This window comes from Micromonospora sp. NPDC048947, assembly GCF_040649495.1.
Lineage (GTDB): Bacteria > Actinomycetota > Actinomycetes > Mycobacteriales > Micromonosporaceae > Micromonospora > Micromonospora alfalfae.
The window spans coordinates 233,623-251,232 of the sequence record NZ_JBEZFO010000002.1; the positions used below are offsets into that span (position 1 = coordinate 233,623).

Below are 17,610 nucleotides of genomic sequence, written 5' to 3' on the forward strand. Positions count from 1 at the left end.
AAGGTTGGGTCAGCCCGGTGGCGTTCCGGTCAGGTAGCGCTGGAGGGTCGGCGCGATCCAGGCGACCAGCTCATCCGGCGTGGTGTCCACAATGGGCGACAGGCGGACGATGTATCGGGTGAAGGCGAGGCCGAGGATCTGGCTGGCCACCAGGCCGGCCCGTCGGGAGGTCAGCGCCGGGTCGCTGCCGAACGTGGCCACTGCGGCGGTGAGCTGGTCGGCGAAGATGCCGCGCATGCGTTCGGCGGCGCCGGGGTTGGTGCTGGCGGCTCGCAGCAGCGCCACCAGTGTCTCGTCGCCTTCCCAGCGGGCGAGGAAGTGCCGGACCAGCGCCTCACCGAGGTGGGCGGGTGGCACCGAGGTGAGGTCGGGCAGGCGTAGGTCGAACTCGGCCGCCGCCGCGAAGAGCCCTTCCTTGCTGCCGTAGTAGCGCATCACCATCGACGGGTCGATCTGGGCGTCGGCGGCGATGGCCCGGATCGTGGCGCGTTCGTAGCCGTCCGCCGCGAACCGTTCCCGGGCCGCTCGCAGGATCGCCGCCCGGGTGGCGTCGGAGCGGCGGGAGCGCGTCGGGCTGGTCATGCCAACGACCGTATGCCAACACCTGTTGACACGCAATTGGGAGGGCCCTAGCGTTGCCAACAAGCGTTTGCCAACGTCCGTTGGCCCAGTCGATCTGGAGGTGGCCATGCTGCCCACGAGCACCGAGGTCCTGGTGGTGGGCGCCGGCCCCACCGGTCTCGCCATCGCGTTGACGCTGGCCCGGCGCGGGGTCGAGGTGACAGTGCTGGACCGGTTGACCGCACCGCCCACGACCTCCCGCGCGGCCGTCGTGCACGCGTACACACTTGAGGTACTGGACCGGATCGACGCCGCGGCGCCGCTGATCGCCCAGGCGGTGCGCACGCCGCGCTTCACGGTGCGCGACCGGGACCGGGTGCTGCTGTCGGTGCCGTTCCACGAGTTGCCGTCCCGCTTCCCCTACGCGCTGCTGGTCTCCCAGGCGGTCACCGAGGCCGTGCTCACCGAGAAGCTGGCTGAACGTGGCGTCCAGGTACGACGGCCGTGCCAGCTCACCGGGCTGAGCCGCGCCGGTGACGGCATGCTCGCGCAGGTCGACGGCGAGGCGCTGCGGGCCCGGTTCGTGGTTGGTGCGGACGGCCTGCACAGCACTGTCCGACAGTTGGCCGGCATCGGCTTCACCGGCAGCAGCGACGAAGAGTCCTTCGTGCTCGCCGACGTGCGGGTGCGCAGCGTGCTGCCGCGCGACGAGGCCGCGCTCTTCCTCGCCCGCCCCGGGCCGCTGGTCTGGGCACCACTGCCCGGCGGGGTGGTCCGGCTGGTCGCCGCCGTGGACAGCGCCCCGGCCGAACCGGACGCGGCCTACCTCCAGGCGTTGCTCGACGAGCGCGGCCCGGCGCGACGACCCGACCAGGTGACCGAGGTGCTCTGGGGCTCCCGGTTCCGGGTGCACCACCGGATCGCCGACACCTTCCGAGCCGGGCCGGTGCTGCTGGCCGGCGACGCCGGGCACGTGCACAGCCCGGCCGGTGGGCAGGGCATGAACCTCGGCATCTGCGACGCTGTCGCGCTCGGCACCGCAGTGGCCGACGTGCTCGACGGTGGCCCGGAGACGCTGCTCGACGACTACACCGCCCGGCAGCGGCCGATGGCCGAGGACGTGCTGAGCTTCGCCGCCGGACTGACCAGGATGGCCGGTGTCTCCCCGGCTCGTCGGCCCGCCCGCGACGTGCTGCTCCGGCTGCTCGGTGCCGTTCCACCGGCCCGCCGACGCATCGCGCTGCGCCTGTCCGGGCTGTCGCACCGGGAGCGGACGCCGGGCTAGCCCGCGCGGCTCAACACAACGGGCGCGGCCGGCCGCAGCGTCCGCCACGCGGCGACGGTGACCAGCGCGAACGTCGCCGCCGCCGCGCCCGTCACCGGCGCCGTGCCGTACGCCGCGGCGGCCAACCCGGCGAGCGCCGCCCCGAGCGGCGCGCTGAGCAGACCGACCATCCGCTGGGCCGCACCGACCCGGCCCAGCAACTCACTCGGCACGTTCCGCTGCCCGTACGACGCCCACAGGCTGTTCCACACCACTGTGCCGGCAGCGAAAACGGCAAGCGCGATCCCGCCGGACACCGGATGCCGAGCCAGCGCGAAACCGGTCAGCGCCACGGTCTCCACGGCCAGCACCGCACGCAGCGCCGGCACCGTGCCGAGCCCTGCGGCGAGCCGCCCCGCACCGAGCGCCCCCGCCACGCCCCCGACGATGGCGGCGGCGGCGAACAGCCCGTACCCGGCCGGCGGCACCCGCAGCACGTCCAGCGCGTAGAGCACCAGCACCGCCATGATGCCGCTGATCGCCAGGTTGCTCGCGGCGGTGAGCAGCGTGATCCGCCACAGGGTCCGGTGCGCCCGCAGCCAACGCAGACCCTCGACGATCTCGCTCCACACCGAGCCGCGCCGCCGTGTCGTCCCCGGGGTGCCGGCGGGAGGCGGACTGAGGGCCAGCACGAGCAGGGCCGCCGCCGCGAAGGTGACGGCGTCGAGGGCGAACGGGAGGGCCGGGGCGACGGCGAACAGGACACCGGCGGCGGGCGCTCCGAGGAAGCCACCGGCCACGGCGGACCCCGCCTGGAGCCGGCCGTTCGCCCGGGGCAGCGCGTCCGGCGGCACCAACGCGGGGAGCAACGCGAACGAGGCGGAGTCGAAGAGAGTGCCCAATGTGGCGAGCAGAAATGCCGCCACCAGCAGCACCAGGACGCTGACCCGGTCGAGCGCCACCACGACTGCCAGCGCCGCGACCACGCCAGCGCGTACCCCGTCGACGAGGGCCATCGTCCGACGGCGGTCCCAGCGGTCCGCGTACACGCCGCCGAGCAGGCCGAACAGCAGCGGCGGCAACTGCCCGGCCACCGTGACCGCCGCGATGACCCGCGGATCACGGGTCGCGGTCGCGGCCAGCAGGGCCAGCGCCGGGGTACGCAGCGCGTCCCCGAACCGGGACGAGACGGCCGCGGACCACAGGAGCCGGAAGTCCCGGCCCAGAGCGGAGGAAGTCATGCCGGCGACCGTGCCGGTTCGACCGGGTCGAGGGTCAAGCCGCCGGGCAGGAAGGGGACCGCGCCTGTCGGTGATCATGGGTACGGTGAGCGCCGGCACCGGGACCGGGGAGACAACAGGCGTGGACCACACTTTCCAGGTCGACCTACGTGGCGTGGTTGACCTGCTCAGTCATCACCTTTACGGCAGCCCGCGGGTCTACGTCCGCGAGCTGCTCCAGAACGCGGTGGACGCGATCACCGCCCGACGCGGGACCGAGCCGGACGCGCCGGCGCTGGTACGCATCGAACCCCCGGACAGCACCGGCGACGGCACGCTACGGGTGCACGACACCGGCATCGGCCTGACCGAGGCGCAGGTGCACGAGCTGCTGGCCACCATCGGCCGCAGCTCGAAGCGCGACGAGCTGGGCTTCTCCCGGCACGAGTTCCTCGGCCAGTTCGGCATCGGTCTGCTCTCCTGCTTCCTGGTGGCCGACGAGATCCAGGTGCTCACCCGGCACGGCGACAACCCCACTGTTCGCTGGACCGGGTACGCCGACGGCCGCTACGCGGTGACGGTGGCCCCGCCGGAGGCGGCCCGCGCCGAGCCGGGCACCACTGTCACGCTGGTGCCCCGCCGCGACGCGGACCAGTGGTTCACCACTGCGACAGTCACCGACCTGGCCCGGCTCTTCGGCGCGCTGCTGCCGGTCACCGTCCGCGTCGGCGACGTCGTCACCACCACCGGGGAACCGCCCTGGCCGACCACGCCGGGAGCGCCACTGGACCGCGCGGCGCTGATCCGGTACGCCCGGGAGACACTCGGCGTGGACCCGTTCGACGTCCTGCCGCTGGCCGTGCCGGAGGCCGGGCTGACCGGTGTCGCCGTCATCCTGCCGACCCCGGTGAACCCGGCGGCCCGGGCCGGGCACCGCGTCTACCTCAAGCGGATGCTGCTCACCGAGAACGCCGACGGGCTGCTGCCGGAGTGGGCGTTCTTCGCGCACTGCGTGGTGGACGCGACCGAACTGCGCCCGACCGCCAGCCGGGAGGCCCTCTACGAGGACACCCTGCTGACGGCGACCCGGGAGGCGCTCGGCGACCAGGTGCGCGGCTGGCTGGTCCGACTGGCCCGGCACGACCCGCACCGGTTGGCCGAGTTCCTCCAGGTGCACCACCTCGGCGTGAAGGCCCTGGCGCTGCACGACGACGAGATGCTCCGGCTGGTCGACAGGTGGTGGCCGATGGACACCAATGTCGGCACGCTCACCCTCGCCGAGTTCCGGGAGCGCTACGGCGTGGTCCGCTACGCGGCCAGCCTGGACGAGTTCCGCCAGCTCGCCGCCGTCGCCGCCGCGCAGGACCTGGCGGTGGTCAACGCCGGCTACACGTACGACACCGAGCTGATCGAGCGGCTGCCGGTGGTGGACCGCTCGGTGCTCATCGAGCGGCTGGAGCCGAGCGACCTCACCACCCGGTTCGACGCGCTCGACCCGCAGGTGGAGTTGGCGCTGCGACAGTTCCTCGCGGCGGCGCAACGGGCCGTCGAGCGTTCCGGCTGCGAGGTGGTCATCCGGGCGTACGACCCGGTCTCGCTGCCCGCGCTCTACCTGGTCAGCCGGTCGGCGGCGTTCAACGACCAGCTCGCGGCCAGCCGGGACCGGGCCGACGAGCTGTGGGGTGGAGTGCTCGACGCGCTCGCCGCCACCGCCCCGCCGGACCGTCCGCAGTTGGTGCTCAACCACCGCAACCCGCTGGTACGACGGGTGACCATGCTGAGCGATCCGGAGCTGGTCGGTCTGGCCATCGAGGCGCTGTACGGGCAGGCGCTGCTGCTCGGCCACCATCCGATCCGCGCCGCCGACGCCGCGCTGCTGAACGATTCCTTCCTCGGCCTGCTCGGCCGGGCTGTTCCGGGACGGGAGTGAGCATGAGCGACGAGGATCTGTGGCGTGTGCTGCGCGGCATCTCCGACATGCCGTACGGGGCGGGGCAGATCGCGGCCCTGGAGCAGTTGCTGCGCCGGGTGGATGCCGCCGACGACAGGCACCTTGCATTCGTGACCCGGATGCAGGCCACCACCGGCTACATCTACGGCGGTGAGCCGGCCAAGTCCTTCGTGACCTTCTCCTGGTGTCTGTCCGAGTTCGACAGTGACCCCCAGCCGTACCACCAGCGTCACCTGCACAACCTGCTCTGGCACTTCAAGTACATGATCAACGGGTTGCTGAACTTCCCGGAGGTGCCGCTCGACCGCACGTACGCCGTGCTGGACGACATGGAACGTCGTTACCGGGCCGGCGGGCACAGCCTGCAGGCAGTGCACAAGCACCGGTTCCGGGTCGCCGACCACGTGGGCGACGTCGAGGCCGCCGCGCACTGGTACCGGCTCTGGCAGACCACCCCGCGCGACGGACTGTCCGACTGCGCCGGTTGTGACCCCACGAGCCAGGTGGGCTACCTCGCCGACACCGGGCGGGACGTGGAGGCGGTGGAGCTGGCCGAGCCGGTGCTCGCCGGCCGGCTCAACTGCAACGAGCAGCCGCAGTCGATCCTCACCGCGTTGCTCCTGCCGTACCTGCGGACCGGGCGGGCCGAGGAGGCGCGGGACGCGCACCGGGAGGCCTACCGCCGGCTGCGCGGCAACCTCGCCAACCTGTGGGACATCGCGGACCACGTCGAGTTCTGCACGCTGACCGGCAACGAGGCGCGGGCGATCGAGCTGGTCGAGCGGCACCTGGACTGGCTGGACCGGCCGCCGTCGCCGGCCGCCGCCATGCACTTCGCGGCGGCGGCCGTCGCCGCGCTGCGTCAGGCCGGCTCGTCGGCCGTTTACCGCCGGGCCGCCGAGGGGCGGCCGGCCGCCGCGGTGTCGGCGGCGTCGTTGGCGGACGAGCTGGCCGAGACCGCTGCCGGTCTGGCCGCCCGCTTCGACGCCCGTAACGGCACGAGCCACCAGTCGGAGTGGATCGCCAGGCGGCTGGCCGTGCAGGCGAGCGGGGAGCATGTGCCGCTGTCGGCGAGCGTCCGCCGTCGCCCGGCCCAACCGGTCGGGGACGAGCCGGCCGCCAGGCCGGGCACGTCGGCGTCGTCCACCGAGGGCGTGCGACCGCCCGCCAAGGGTGAACGACCCGCCGCGACAGTGCCCGCCGACGCCGGCCCGGACGATCTGCTGGACCTTGCGGAACAGAGCTGGGGCCGGCACGACCGGGGCACCTTCCGGGCGGCGCTTGTTGCCTTCGACGACCGGTTCGGCGCCGCCGAGCTGCCCGCCAGCACGTCCGCGCACCGGCTGGCGCTGCGGGCGTCGGAGCTTGGCGACGAGGACGACATCGAGGGTGCGATCAAGCTGAATCGGGCGGCGTTGGAGCTGTACCGGGAGGCTGACGAAGAGGTGGCGGCCCAGACGGTCGCCGGGCGGCTCGGGGTGCTGTTGACCCGGTCCGACGAGGAGACCGAGGAGGGTCTGCTGCTGGTCCGGGAGGCGGCCGAGGTCCTGGACCGGCTCGGCGACGCCCAGCAGCGGGCGGCCGGACACGACCGGGTGGCGTTGGCGCTGCTGCACCGCGAGCGTTGGGCGGACGCGCTCGCCGCGCTCGACCGGGTACCTGCCGATGCGGGCGGTGATCGGCACCTGGCGGCCCGGATCGCGCTGCACCGGGGGCATCTGCTGGAGCAGACCGACCGCGTCGACGAGGCCCGCGCCGCCGTCGACGAGGCCCGCGGGATCGGCCGGGAGTTGGGTGTCGGCGAGGTGGTCACTGGTGCCTGCCTGGCGTACGCGCGGCTGGTCGACGACCCGGCGGATGCCGTGGCCGCCTGCGACGAGGCGTTGGAGGCGGCACCGGCGGACGCGGAGCTGCCCGTCCGGGTCGCCCGCGCCCGGGCGTTGCTGGCGGCCGGCCGGGCCCCGGACGCGGTCGACGACTTCGTCGAGGCGGTGACGTTGTGCGTGGAGCGGGGCGCCGAGGGGGACGCGTTCCTGCGGTGGGAGCTGGCGAACGCGTACCGGATGGTGGGCCGGCTCGCCGAGGCCGCCGAGGTCGCCGAGGAGGCAGTGCTCGGTCTGGATCGGCTGGGCGCCCAGGCGGAGGCGGACCGCTGCCGGCACCTGCTGGCCGGCGTCTACGCCGGACTTGGTGAGATCGACCCCGCGTTGGCGCTGTTGGAGCAGTTGGCCAGCAATCTGGACGGACCGGACAACCTTCCGCACCGGGCGCAGGTGCTGGAGGAGGCCGGCGGGATCCTCTACGACGCGGACCGGGACGCGGCGGCGGGCGAGCGGTTCGCCGCCGCGGCCGAGGCGTACCGGCTCGGCGACCTGCCGCTGGATGAGCTGCGTGCTCGCCGGCGGGAGACGTACGCCTGGTTCTGGGCCGACGACCGGGACGCGGCGTTGCGCGCCGTCGAGGTGGTGGACGGGTTGGCGGCGAAGCTGGCCGAGCAGGCCGATCCGCCGGTGCTGTACGAGCTGGCGATGGCGGCCGAGGCCGGAGCGCGGGTGCTCACCGGGGAGGAGCGACTGGACGAGGCGCTGGGTCGGCTCACCGGGGTGCCGGACCGGTTGCGGTCGATCGAGGCGTTCGGCGAGGCCGCCCAGGTGGAGACCCTGATCGGTGAGTTGCTGCTGCGCCTGGATCGGCCGGTCGAGGCGGAGCCGCTGCTGCGCCGCGTACTCGGCGGGTTGCCGGCCGCCTCGCGGCAGGTCCGCCAGACGGCCTGGCTGCTGGCCCGGGTGCTCGATCTGCTCGATCGACCCGGGGAAGCCGCCGCGTTGCGCGCGGAGCACGACCTGGACGAGGACGACTGACCTCGCCGGCCGCCCCTGGCCAGTTCAGGGGCGGCCCGGCCCGGGGCGGACGGAAGTAACCGGCAACCATCGCGGGCTCCTCGCGGTCTAGGCTTGCCCGGTGACGGTGGAGCAGCAGGCACGGGGTGCGGCGGGTGCGGGCCGGCGCAGGTCCCGCAAGGACGAGATCCTGGAGATCGCGGTAGGTCTGTTCGCGGCGCGCGGCTATCACGGCGTGTCGATGGACGACATCGGCGCCGCCGCCGGGGTCACCGGTCCGGCGCTCTACCACCACTTCGCCGGCAAGGAAGCCATGCTGGCCGCCGCGCTGATTCCGGTCAGTGAGGGGTTGCTGGCCGGTGGGCGGGAACGCGCCGTCGGGCGTTCGGACGACCCGCGCGGCGTGCTGGAGTCGCTGATCGACTTCCACGTCGAGTTCGCGCTGGCCAATCCGGCGGTGATCGCGTTGCACCTGCACGAGCTGGACCGCCTGCCCGAGGAGCCACGGCGCCGGATCCGTCGCCTGCAGCGGCTCTACGTCGAGGAGTGGGTGACGGTGCTCACCGCGCTGCACCCGGGGATGCCCGACGGTGAGGCGCGGGTTCTCGCGCACGCCGCGTTCGGCCTGATGAACTCGACGCCGTTCCTCGGTGGTGAGGTGGACCGGCGACGCCGCGCCGAGCTGCTGCGCGGCGCGACACTGGCCGCGCTGCTCGCCTGAGCCGACTCGTCAGAACCGTGCCGGTCATGATTCCCTGACATCGTCCCACCATCCGGACGCCGGGAGGAAACATGATCGAGTCACTGCTGGTCGCCAATCGGGGCGAGATCGCCCGCCGGATCATCCGGACCGCCAAGCGGCTCGGCATCCGCGTGATCGCTGTGCACTCGGAGGCCGACGCCGACCTGCCATTCGTCGCGGAGGCGGACGAGGCGGTCCTCATCGGCCCACCGAACCCGGCGCTGAGCTACCGCAACACCGAGGCGATCCTCGCCGCCGCGAAGGCGACGGGTGCGCAGGCCATCCACCCCGGGTATGGCTTCCTGTCGGAGAACGCCGAGTTCGCCAGGACCGTCGAGGCGAGTGGCCTGATCTGGGTCGGACCCGACGCGGACGCGATCACCGCGATGGGCGACAAGATCAACGCCCGGAACCTGATGGCGGCGGCCGGTGTGCCGGTCGCACCGGGCACCACCGACCCGGCCGCCGACCTGGACGCTGCGGTGACGGCCGCGGCCGAGATCGGCTACCCGGTGATGGTCAAGGCCGCCGCCGGCGGTGGCGGCATGGGCATGGGCGTGGCGGTCGACGAGGCCGCGCTGCGCACCGAGTACGACAAGGTGCGCGCGTTCGCCGAGCGGATGTTCGGCGACGGTTCGGTGTTGATCGAGCGGTACTTTCCCCGGGTGCGACACGTCGAGGTGCAGATCCTCGGCCTGGCCGACGGCCGGGTGGTGGCGCTCGGCGAGCGGGAGTGCTCGGTGCAGCGGCGCAACCAGAAGCTGGTCGAGGAGTCCCCGTCGCCGGCGGTCTCGCCGGAGCTGCGGTCCCGGCTCCTGGCGGCGGCGGTGCGGGCCGGCGAGGCGGTCGGCTACCGCAACGCGGGCACTGTCGAGTGCCTGATGGTCCCGCGTGAGCGGGACGCTGCTGGCACTGCTCCCGGCTCCGAAGACTTCTTCTTCCTGGAGATGAACACGCGGTTGCAGGTGGAGCACCCGGTGACCGAGTACGTCTACGGCATCGACCTGGTCGAGGAGCAGTTGCGGGTGGCCTCCGGGTTGGCGCCGACGTTCGACCCGGACGCGTTGACCCCGAGTGGGCACGCCATCGAGATGCGGATCAACGCGGAGGACCCGAAGCGCTTCCTGCCGGGTCCGGGTGTGATCAGGACGTGGGTCGAGCCGACGGGTGAGGGTGTCCGGGTGGACTCCGGCTACACCGGTGGCAACACTGTCACTCCGTTCTACGACAGCCTGTTGGCCAAGCTGATCGTCAGCGGCGCGACCCGCGACGAGGCGCTCGACCGCGCGAAGGCGGCCGTCGCGGCGTTCCAGATCGAGGGCCCGAAGAACAACGTTCCCTTCTTCGCCGAGCTGCTCACCAACGACGAGTTCCTCTCCGGCGCCTACGACACCGGAATCGTCTCCCGCATGCGCTGATCGCCCCGGCGCCCACCCCCGGTGATCAAGAGGTTTGCGTCAGGATCTGCGCCGCGAATGACGCAAACCTCTTGATCAACAGCGGGGTGGCATGCTGGGAGGACCCCCAAGCACTGCTTTCGTCACAGTGAGGTGACCCCTTATGGCGGACCTGCCGAGTTTCGTCTCGATCCGTGAGGTCGGGCCGCGGGACGGGCTGCAGAACGAGGACCCGATCCCGACCGACGCCAAGGTGCGGCTGCTCGACGGCCTCTCCAGCACCGGCGTACGCCGCATCGAAGCGGTGTCGTTCGTGCACCCCAAGGCGATTCCGCAGATGGCCGACGCCGACGAGGTGTGGCAGCGGGCGATGAAGGCCGACGGGGTGCGGTACTCCGCGCTGGTGCCGAACACCCGGGGCGCCCAGCGGGCCCTCGCCGCCGGGTTCACCGAGATCGAGGTGGTGGTCTCGGCCAGCGACACCCACAACCGACGTAACGTCAACCGGTCCACCGACGAGTCGCTGGACGACATCGCCGAGCTGATCGACCTGCTGCACGGCGCGTCGGCGCGGGTCGAGGTGATCGTGGCGACCAGCTTCGGCTGCCCGTACGAGGGGGACGTCGACCCGCAGCGGGTGGCCGGGATCGTGGACCGGGTGGTCCGCGACGGCGCGGACCGGGTCGCGTTCGGCGACACCACAGGCATGGGCACCCCACGTCGGGTCCGCGAGCTGGTGAGCGCGGTACGCGACAGGAACGCACACGTGCCGGTGCTGCTGCACTTCCACAACACCCGGGGTACGGCGCTGGCCAACCTGCTGACAGCGCTGGAGCTGGGGGTGACCGAGTTCGACGCCAGCGTCGGTGGCCTCGGTGGCTGCCCGTACGCGCCGGGGGCGAGCGGCAACCTGGCCACCGAGGAGGCAGTGCACATGCTGCACGACATGGGCATCGACACCGGCATCGACCTGCCGGCGCTCATCGAGGTGGCGGAGTTGGCCGAGGAGTTGCTCGGCAAGAAGCTGCCGTCGGGTGTGCTGCGGGCCGGTCCGCGTACCCGGCTGACGCCGATGCCGAGCTGAGGACGATGCCGAGCTGAGGACGCGGCGAAGGGGCCGGCGCACGCGCGCCGGCCCCTTCCACGTGCCAGGGCGGTCAGCTCACGGAGGTGAGCACGCTCGGCCAGCTGTCGCGGAAGATGTCCGCGCTGCGGTCGGTGGCGCTGAACGTGCCGGCGAAGAGGTTGCTCACCCGGCTCGCCTCGGCGGTGCTCGGGTAGGCGTTGGTGCAGCTGGTGCCGGCGCTGCCGCCGGACATCAGCAGCGCGCAGTTTCCGTTGTAGTTGTCCGGCAGGCCGAGGATGTGCCCGATCTCGTGGGTCATGATCCGCAGCACGCTGTACTGGGCGGCCTGCTGGGTGTCGATGTAGACCCGGCCGTTGCCGAGGCTGGTCCGCTGGGCGTACGAGCCGCCGCCGGTGATCCGGTAGATGCGCAGGTTGGAGCCGCAGTTGGCGGTGAGCGTCAGGTTGACTGTGGCGTTGTTCCAGATCGAGGCGGCCTGGTTGGCGACGCTGGCGTAGCTTCCCGCCTGGCTGGTGTTGTAGCAGATGGTCATGGCGGCGGACGCGGGCGACGGGTTGGCGACCGTGATGCCGAGGGTGGCGAGTGTCGTCGCGAGCAACGCGACGGCGAGCCGGTTGAGTCGTGAGGTCATCGCTGACTCCGATCTGAGAGGGGTGCCAGGAGCCTAGCCATAGACATCCGTAAATATCAATGTCTACTTTGCCAACTCCTGGTCACCGCCCACCCCGATCAGTGCCTCACGCAGAGCCGCTACTGCGACCACCAGGTCGGCTGACGAGACCAGCGGTGCCGGCGCAGCGTCGCCAACACCTCCGGCTCCAGGGGTTTCCCGTCGCTCACCGCGATGTTGCTCTCGACGTGCGCGATCCGTCGCATCCCGGGAATTGTGGTGCAGACCCTGGGGTCAGCCAGGATGAAGCGCAGCGCCGCCTCCGGCATCGGCATCCCGGGCGGCAGGTCCTCGCTCAGCGCCTGGGCCCGGGCGACGCTCTCGGCCAGGTTCTCCGGCACGAAGTACGAGTTGCGCCAGTCTCCCTCCGGCCACGTCGACTCCACCGTCAACGTGCCGGTCAGGGTGCCCTCGTCGAACGGAACCCGGGCGATGACCGCGACGTCATGCGCCGTGGCCGCCGGGAACAACTCGTCCTCGGGATCCTGGTCGAAGATGTTGTAGATGACCTGGACGGCATCGATCAGCCCGGTCTCGATCGCCCGTACGCCGTTCCACGCCTCCCATCGGTTGACCGAGATGCCGATCCCGCCGATCAGGCCGGCGTCCCGCAGCCGGGTGAGCGTGTCCCGCCAGCGCGGGTCGTCCGTCCAGGAATCCTCCCAGACGTGCAGTTGCAGCAGGTCGATCGACTCCAGCCCGAGATTGTCCAGGCTCTTGTGCACGTACTCCTCGATGTGTTCCGGAGGGAAGACGTCATCGAGGGTGGAGTCCCGGGTCGATGGCCACCGCATGTCCTTCGGCGGCACCTTCGTGGCCACGTACAGCCGGGTGCCGGGGTTGGCCCGCACCAGGTCGCCGAGCACCTGCTCGCTGTGCCCGCGCCCGTACACCCAGGCCGTGTCGAAGAAGTTGCAGCCGAGTTCTACGGCGCGCTGGAGGGCTGCGAACTTCTCGTCGTCCTCGACGCCGGTCCAGCCGTGGAGGCCGCCGCCGACCCCCCACATGCCGTACGAGATCTCACTGACCTGCCAGCCCAGCCGACCGAACCTGCGATAGTGCATGGTCACCTTCCTGCTGCGAGGGGATGGTGGGGACGGGTCCGCCCCAGGTCCGCACCGCCTGCCGGTAGTCCGAGCCGTCGATCGCGAAGGCGCGCGTCAACTCGTCGGGGATGCCCACCGGAGGCCGGACCAGGCCCGCCGTCCACCTCGGCTCGGCACCCCGGGCGCGCTTGGCGCCGTAGGTGCCCGAACCGAGGTGCACCAGGGGCAGCCCGCGCTCAGCCGCCAGACCGCGCGGGCGGTACATGGTCAGGTTGAAGTACGAGTACGCCGCCGCCAACTGGTCGAAGCCGGCCGCGCGGACGTACACCCCGTCAGGCCACAGGTAGTTGAGGCTGAACCCGACCACGTCGTCGCGGGCGAACTCCAGGAGCACCAGGCTGTAGGCGTCCAGCGCCGGCACCTGGGACGCGAAGTAGCTGTGCATGTCGGCGTCGGTGTCCGGGCCGCCGTACTTGCGCTGGGTCGCGCCGAGCAGTGGCGCGATCACGTCCACGCATTCGGAGAGCCGGACCGTCTCCACCCGGTCCACTGCGTCGTCGTACCGTCGGCGTTCGCGTCGCCACTCCCGCCGGTCCGCCGCCTCGGCGGCCCGGTCGGAGACCTCGCCGCCCGGCGCGGGCAACACCGCCTCGGCCGACAGCATCGCCGCCACCGGACCGCGGCCGGCCGGGCCGACCGCCCGATGCCAGGCCGCCTGGTACGCGGCCAGGTGCTCCGCAGGCGTGTAGAGCAACGCGACACTGGCCGCCCCGAGCCGCCCGGCGAGTGCCTCCACCTCGGCGAAGAGCGCGGTCAGCACAGCGTCCCGCCGGTCGCCGGTCAACTCCTTGGAGATCGCGACAGCGCCGTGGTAGCCGGCCCGCGAACCCACCAGCAACGCGGGCAGGAACGCCGCGTGCTCCTCGGCCGACAGCGGCCGGTCCAGATTTTCCTCAGCGATGTGACCCGGGCTGTACGCCAGGTTCATCGACGGCACGCTCGCGCCGGCCCAGAGATAGGTGGCCACCGCCGCCACCGTGGCACCCGTGGCATCCCGGGCTACCAGATAGGTGGTGACGAACGACGGGTCGGTCTCGGCCCAGGCCATCCACGGGTAACCGAGGTAGAACCCCTCACCCTCGGCGAGGCCGTTCCACACCTGCTCGCCGATCTCGCGGACCGACCGCAGGGCCGTGACCGACACGTCGTCCTTCATCAGCCGTCCTGGTCGCTACCGTCGTCGAGCAGTTCCAGCGCCACCAGGTCGTCGTACGTCTCCCGCCGACGGATCAACGAGACCTGGTCGCCGTGCACCAGCACCTCGGCGGGGCGCAACTGGCTGTTGTAGTTGCTGGTCATCGTCATGCCATAGGCGCCAGCCGTGAAGATCGCGAAGTGGTCGCCGGCCTTCAGCGCCGGCAACGACCGACCCCGGGCCAGGTAGTCGCTCGACTCGCAGATCGGGCCCACCACGTCGTACGTCGTCAGACCCTCGACGCCGGACACGTCGCGTGAACTGGGGATCGCCTCCGCGGGTGGCTGCACAGGCCACATGAAGTGGTAGCTGTCATACATCGCCGCGCGGGCGATGTGCGTCATGCCGGCGTCGATCACCGCGAGTTGTTGGTCACCGGCCTGCTTGAGATAGCGGACCGTGCTGAGCAGAATTCCGGCATTGGCGGCGATGGTGCGGCCCGGCTCGAATATGACCTGACCGCCCTGCCTGGTGAACCCGGTGAGCCGGTGCACGATCACTTCGGCGAAATCGTCCCAGCTCGGCGCGGTGCGGTCGATGTACTCGGCCGGAAAACCGCCACCCAGGTTGAGCGTCGTGATCCGGTGCCCGGCCGCCTCCATCCGGGCGACGAGGGCGAGCAGCCGGTCCAGGGCGATGGCATAGACCTGCGGGTCGAAGATCGGGCTGCCCAGGTGGATGTGGAAGCCCTCGACCCGCAGCGCCTCGTCGGCGGCGGCACGCGCGAACAGCGCGCCGGCCCGATCGATGTCGACACCGAACTTGCCGCCCCGGGTGCCGGTGGTCGTCCGGGCCGGGGTGCGCTGGTCAGGCGCGACATCGGGGTTGACCCGGATCGCCAGCCGAGGACGTGCGCCCTCCTCGCGGGCGATCCGGGACAGCAACTCGACCTCGGCCTCGGACTCGACGTTGATGCAGCGGATGTTGCGGCGGACCGCCTCCCGAAGCTCGGTCTCGGACTTGCCCACCCCGGCCAGCACCGTCCGCTCGGGGTCGATCCCCGCCACCATCGCCCGGTGCAGTTCGCCTCCGCTGACCGCGTCGATGCCGGCGCCCTCCCGGCCCAGCAGCCTGAGCAGGTGTACGTTACCCAGCGCTTTCGCTGAGAAGCAGACCAATGGGCTGACCGCGTCGAAGGCCTTGGCGAATCGGCGGTAGTGATCAATCAGGGTGCTCGCGGAGTAGACGTATGTTGGTGTGCCGTACCGCTCGGCAACCGAGGTCAGCGACACCCCTTCACACCAGAGGGAACCGTCGCGATAGGTGAACTCATCCATCAAATCCTCATTCGGGAGATCAGCGCTCAGGATATAGCCCACCCAACGAAGATCTACCCCTTATCTGTACTCGTACAGATCCTTCTGTTCGAGAGCACGAATCCGCTGGTAGTCCTCCTCCAGCCGGCTCGGATCATCCGCGATCAGGTAGAGATGGCCGGGCGAGGTGAACAGGTCGATGGTCCGGTGCACCGGGGTGCCGGGCAGCAGATCCAACGCCGACCCGCAGAAGACCGAGGGGATCTCGGCAAGTCGCTGGGCCGCGCCCTCGGCGACCGCGCCGTCGTAGGGCGCCACCAGGCAGACCACCATCAGGGCCCGCTGCCGCTGGTAGCCGGCGCCGATCCGCCGGGCGAAACGGGCCGGGTCGGTGTACCGCTCGACAGTCAGCGACAACTGGCTCACCCCGGTGGCCCGCTCGGGCCCGGCCGGGGTGACGCCACCCTCAAGCCGCGCCCCGGACTCGATCAGGACCGGCCCCCGGTCGTCGACGAGCAGCTCGGTGTGCGCCGGGCCGGTACGCACGCCCAGCGCGTCCAGCACCCCCTCGACGAACGGGCGGAGCACGCCTTCGATCGCACCGGTCCCGTCCAGCAGGACCTGCCTGTCGTACACCGGGCGGCCGTCGATGAAGAAGCGGTCGTCGCGCCAGATCTCGTGGATGTGGTGGCGGCCGTCGAGGCTCACGCTGTTGACGAAGTACTGCTGGCCGACGAGCTGCTCCTGCACCAGCAACGAGTCGTTCGGCTGGCCCATGGCGTTGGTCGCGCCGAGCAGCTTCGCCGTCGCCGCCCGCGCCTGGGCCTCGTCCGCGCAGAAGTACACCCCTTCCGAGCCGGCGCTGGCGGCCGGCTTGACCACCACCGGCAACACCCGGCTGGTGGCGAGCCAGTCGTCCAACTCCTCGACGCTGCCCACCCGCGCGCCGAGCGGCACCCGCAGACCCGCACGGGCGACCGCGTTCATCATCGCGGGCTTCTCCCGCCGGGGACGGTCCGCCGAGCGGACGTTGCCGGGCAGCCCCAGCAGCTCCGCGAGGTCGTCGGCGACGTTGACGCCCCACTCGCTGCCCGCGATCACCTCGACCGGACGCATCGGTGCGAGCAGTTCGGCGGCGGCGCCGAGGGCCTGCGGGGATTCGCCGCGCACTGTCAACACGGCAAGGAAGTCGTCGCGGCGCAGACCGGCGGCGTACCGCTCGTTGATGGTTCCGGTGAGAACCGCGACACAGCGCCGACCCTGCCGGTTGAGGGCGGGTGCCAGCAGCGCGCCGGTCGAGAACGGGTCGACGATCACGACGACCCCGTCCGCGGCCACCCCGACGCCCGGTGGAGCCACGACCGTCTCCGTGACGAAGGAGGCCCGGTACGGGCGCAGATCGAGGCCGTGCGCCGGGCTGAGTACGTCGAGCCGCATCGGCAGCGGATCCGCCCAGGTGCCCGGTCGATCCGGTGGCTGGGCGTAGCAGAGGCTCAGCGCCGGCTCGCTGAGCCGTTCGGTGTTGAGGACCAGCTCCGCCTCGTCGCAGCCGTCGTCGTCGGGGTCGAGGTGGTGCAGCGGCACCGGCACGAACCCGAGTCGGCTCTTGAAGGTGAACAGCCCGGCCTGGGCGATGTGGCCGTACAGGGTGGGGTCGGTGCCGAGTGAGATCCAGGCGAACTCACGCCGGCGGGCCTCCTCGAACGCGGCCAGATAGAGCGCCCGACTGATCATCGCCTGGCGGACCTGCGGCCGCGCGGCGGAGAAGGCGATCCGCATGGCCGGGTCGGACGCGGCGACGCGGCAGACGACACCGGCGATCAACTCGTTCCCGGCGCGCGCCGCTACGAGGAAGAAGTCGGCGAGCCCGGTCTCTGTGGCGTCGACCCAGTGCGCCGTTGGCAGGCCGTGCGGCATGGCGGCGATCTGCGCGTCGTACACGGCCAGGAACTCGGTGAACAGCTCCGGGGTGAGCCGGGCGTGCACCTCGATGGTGAGCCCCTGCGTGTCGACGTACCGCCGCACGTCCCTGAAGTTGCGGCGCTCCGCCTTGGAGAGCCCGGCGAGGAAGTCCTCCGCGCTGGGCGGGGTGGGTTGCCCCCAGGTCACCCACCGTGGCTTGATCCGGAAGCCGGCGGCCTGAAGACCCGCCCAGTGCTCCCGGGGTGGGTCGGTCACGACGACCACGTCCGCGTCGTCCGCCCACCGTCTGTCCAGTGCCTCCTGCGCCGTCACCATGCATCTGCGCAGGCCGTAGTAATCTTCCGCGCCGTTTCCGGACACGTGTCCCCCCGCTTTTTCCGATCCCCACCCCGGGCGTT

Annotated in this window: 13 protein-coding genes; 6 read left to right on the forward strand and 7 right to left on the reverse strand. The window is 71.7% G+C overall.

Features of this window, described 5'->3' with window-relative positions:
• Positions 1-9 precede the first annotated feature (9 nt).
• A complete protein-coding gene (locus tag AB0B98_RS04480) occupies positions 10-582 on the reverse strand; it encodes a TetR family transcriptional regulator (RefSeq protein WP_357360858.1) in 573 nt (190 codons plus the stop codon).
• Positions 583-688: 106 nt separating this feature from the next.
• On the opposite strand from AB0B98_RS04480, the gene AB0B98_RS04485 reads away from it, so the two are divergent.
• Positions 689-1,846 (forward strand): FAD-dependent oxidoreductase, encoded by a 1,158-nt coding sequence (locus tag AB0B98_RS04485; protein WP_357360860.1) that lies wholly within the window; start codon positions 689-691, stop codon positions 1,844-1,846.
• On the opposite strand, the gene AB0B98_RS04490 is transcribed toward AB0B98_RS04485, so the two are convergent.
• On the reverse strand, positions 1,843-3,066 hold the full coding sequence (locus AB0B98_RS04490; protein ID WP_357360862.1) for an MFS transporter: 1,224 nt from the start codon (positions 3,064-3,066) through the stop codon (positions 1,843-1,845). The genes AB0B98_RS04485 and AB0B98_RS04490 overlap by 4 nt on opposite strands.
• A 121-nt stretch (positions 3,067-3,187) precedes the next feature.
• On the opposite strand from AB0B98_RS04490, the gene AB0B98_RS04495 reads away from it, so the two are divergent.
• From AB0B98_RS04495 to AB0B98_RS04515, 5 genes are all read left to right on the forward strand, one after another.
• Positions 3,188-4,975: an HSP90 family protein gene (locus tag AB0B98_RS04495; protein ID WP_357360864.1), complete on the forward strand. Its 1,788-nt coding sequence runs from the start codon at positions 3,188-3,190 to the stop codon at positions 4,973-4,975.
• A gap of 2 nt (positions 4,976-4,977) precedes the next feature.
• Positions 4,978-7,857, forward strand: coding sequence for a hypothetical protein (locus AB0B98_RS04500; protein ID WP_357360866.1), 2,880 nt, complete (start codon positions 4,978-4,980; stop codon positions 7,855-7,857).
• Positions 7,858-7,957: 100 nt separating this feature from the next.
• Complete coding sequence (locus AB0B98_RS04505; protein ID WP_238669677.1) at positions 7,958-8,557, forward strand: TetR/AcrR family transcriptional regulator; 600 nt, start codon at positions 7,958-7,960, stop codon at positions 8,555-8,557.
• Positions 8,558-8,628: 71 nt separating this feature from the next.
• On the forward strand, positions 8,629-9,996 hold the full coding sequence (locus AB0B98_RS04510; RefSeq protein ID WP_238669678.1) for a biotin carboxylase N-terminal domain-containing protein: 1,368 nt from the start codon (positions 8,629-8,631) through the stop codon (positions 9,994-9,996).
• Between the two features lie 142 nt (positions 9,997-10,138).
• Positions 10,139-11,059 carry a hydroxymethylglutaryl-CoA lyase gene (locus tag AB0B98_RS04515; RefSeq protein ID WP_357360869.1) on the forward strand — a complete coding sequence of 307 codons (921 nt, stop codon included), beginning with the start codon at positions 10,139-10,141 and terminating at the stop codon, positions 11,057-11,059.
• Positions 11,060-11,132: 73 nt separating this feature from the next.
• Here AB0B98_RS04515 and AB0B98_RS04520 read toward each other — a convergent pair whose 3' ends face one another.
• The 5 genes from AB0B98_RS04520 to AB0B98_RS04540 all read right to left on the reverse strand — a co-directional run bounded on the left by AB0B98_RS04520 (position 11,133) and on the right by AB0B98_RS04540 (position 17,572).
• Positions 11,133-11,693 (reverse strand): snapalysin family zinc-dependent metalloprotease, encoded by a 561-nt coding sequence (locus AB0B98_RS04520; RefSeq protein WP_357360871.1) that lies wholly within the window; start codon positions 11,691-11,693, stop codon positions 11,133-11,135.
• A gap of 119 nt (positions 11,694-11,812) precedes the next feature.
• On the reverse strand, positions 11,813-12,796 hold the full coding sequence (locus AB0B98_RS04525; protein ID WP_357360873.1) for an aldo/keto reductase: 984 nt from the start codon (positions 12,794-12,796) through the stop codon (positions 11,813-11,815).
• Positions 12,753-13,994, reverse strand: coding sequence for a GNAT family N-acetyltransferase (locus AB0B98_RS04530; protein ID WP_357360875.1), 1,242 nt, complete (start codon positions 13,992-13,994; stop codon positions 12,753-12,755). Before AB0B98_RS04530 ends, AB0B98_RS04525 begins: the two co-directional genes overlap by 44 nt.
• Positions 13,994-15,310 carry a diaminopimelate decarboxylase gene (gene lysA, locus AB0B98_RS04535; RefSeq protein ID WP_238669683.1) on the reverse strand — a complete coding sequence of 439 codons (1,317 nt, stop codon included), beginning with the start codon at positions 15,308-15,310 and terminating at the stop codon, positions 13,994-13,996. The genes AB0B98_RS04530 and lysA overlap by 1 nt, the downstream gene beginning before the upstream one ends.
• Positions 15,311-15,370: 60 nt before the next feature.
• Entirely contained in the window at positions 15,371-17,572 is a 2,202-nt protein-coding gene (locus AB0B98_RS04540) for a GNAT family N-acetyltransferase (protein ID WP_357360877.1), read from the reverse strand.
• Positions 17,573-17,610: the final 38 nt, after the last annotated feature.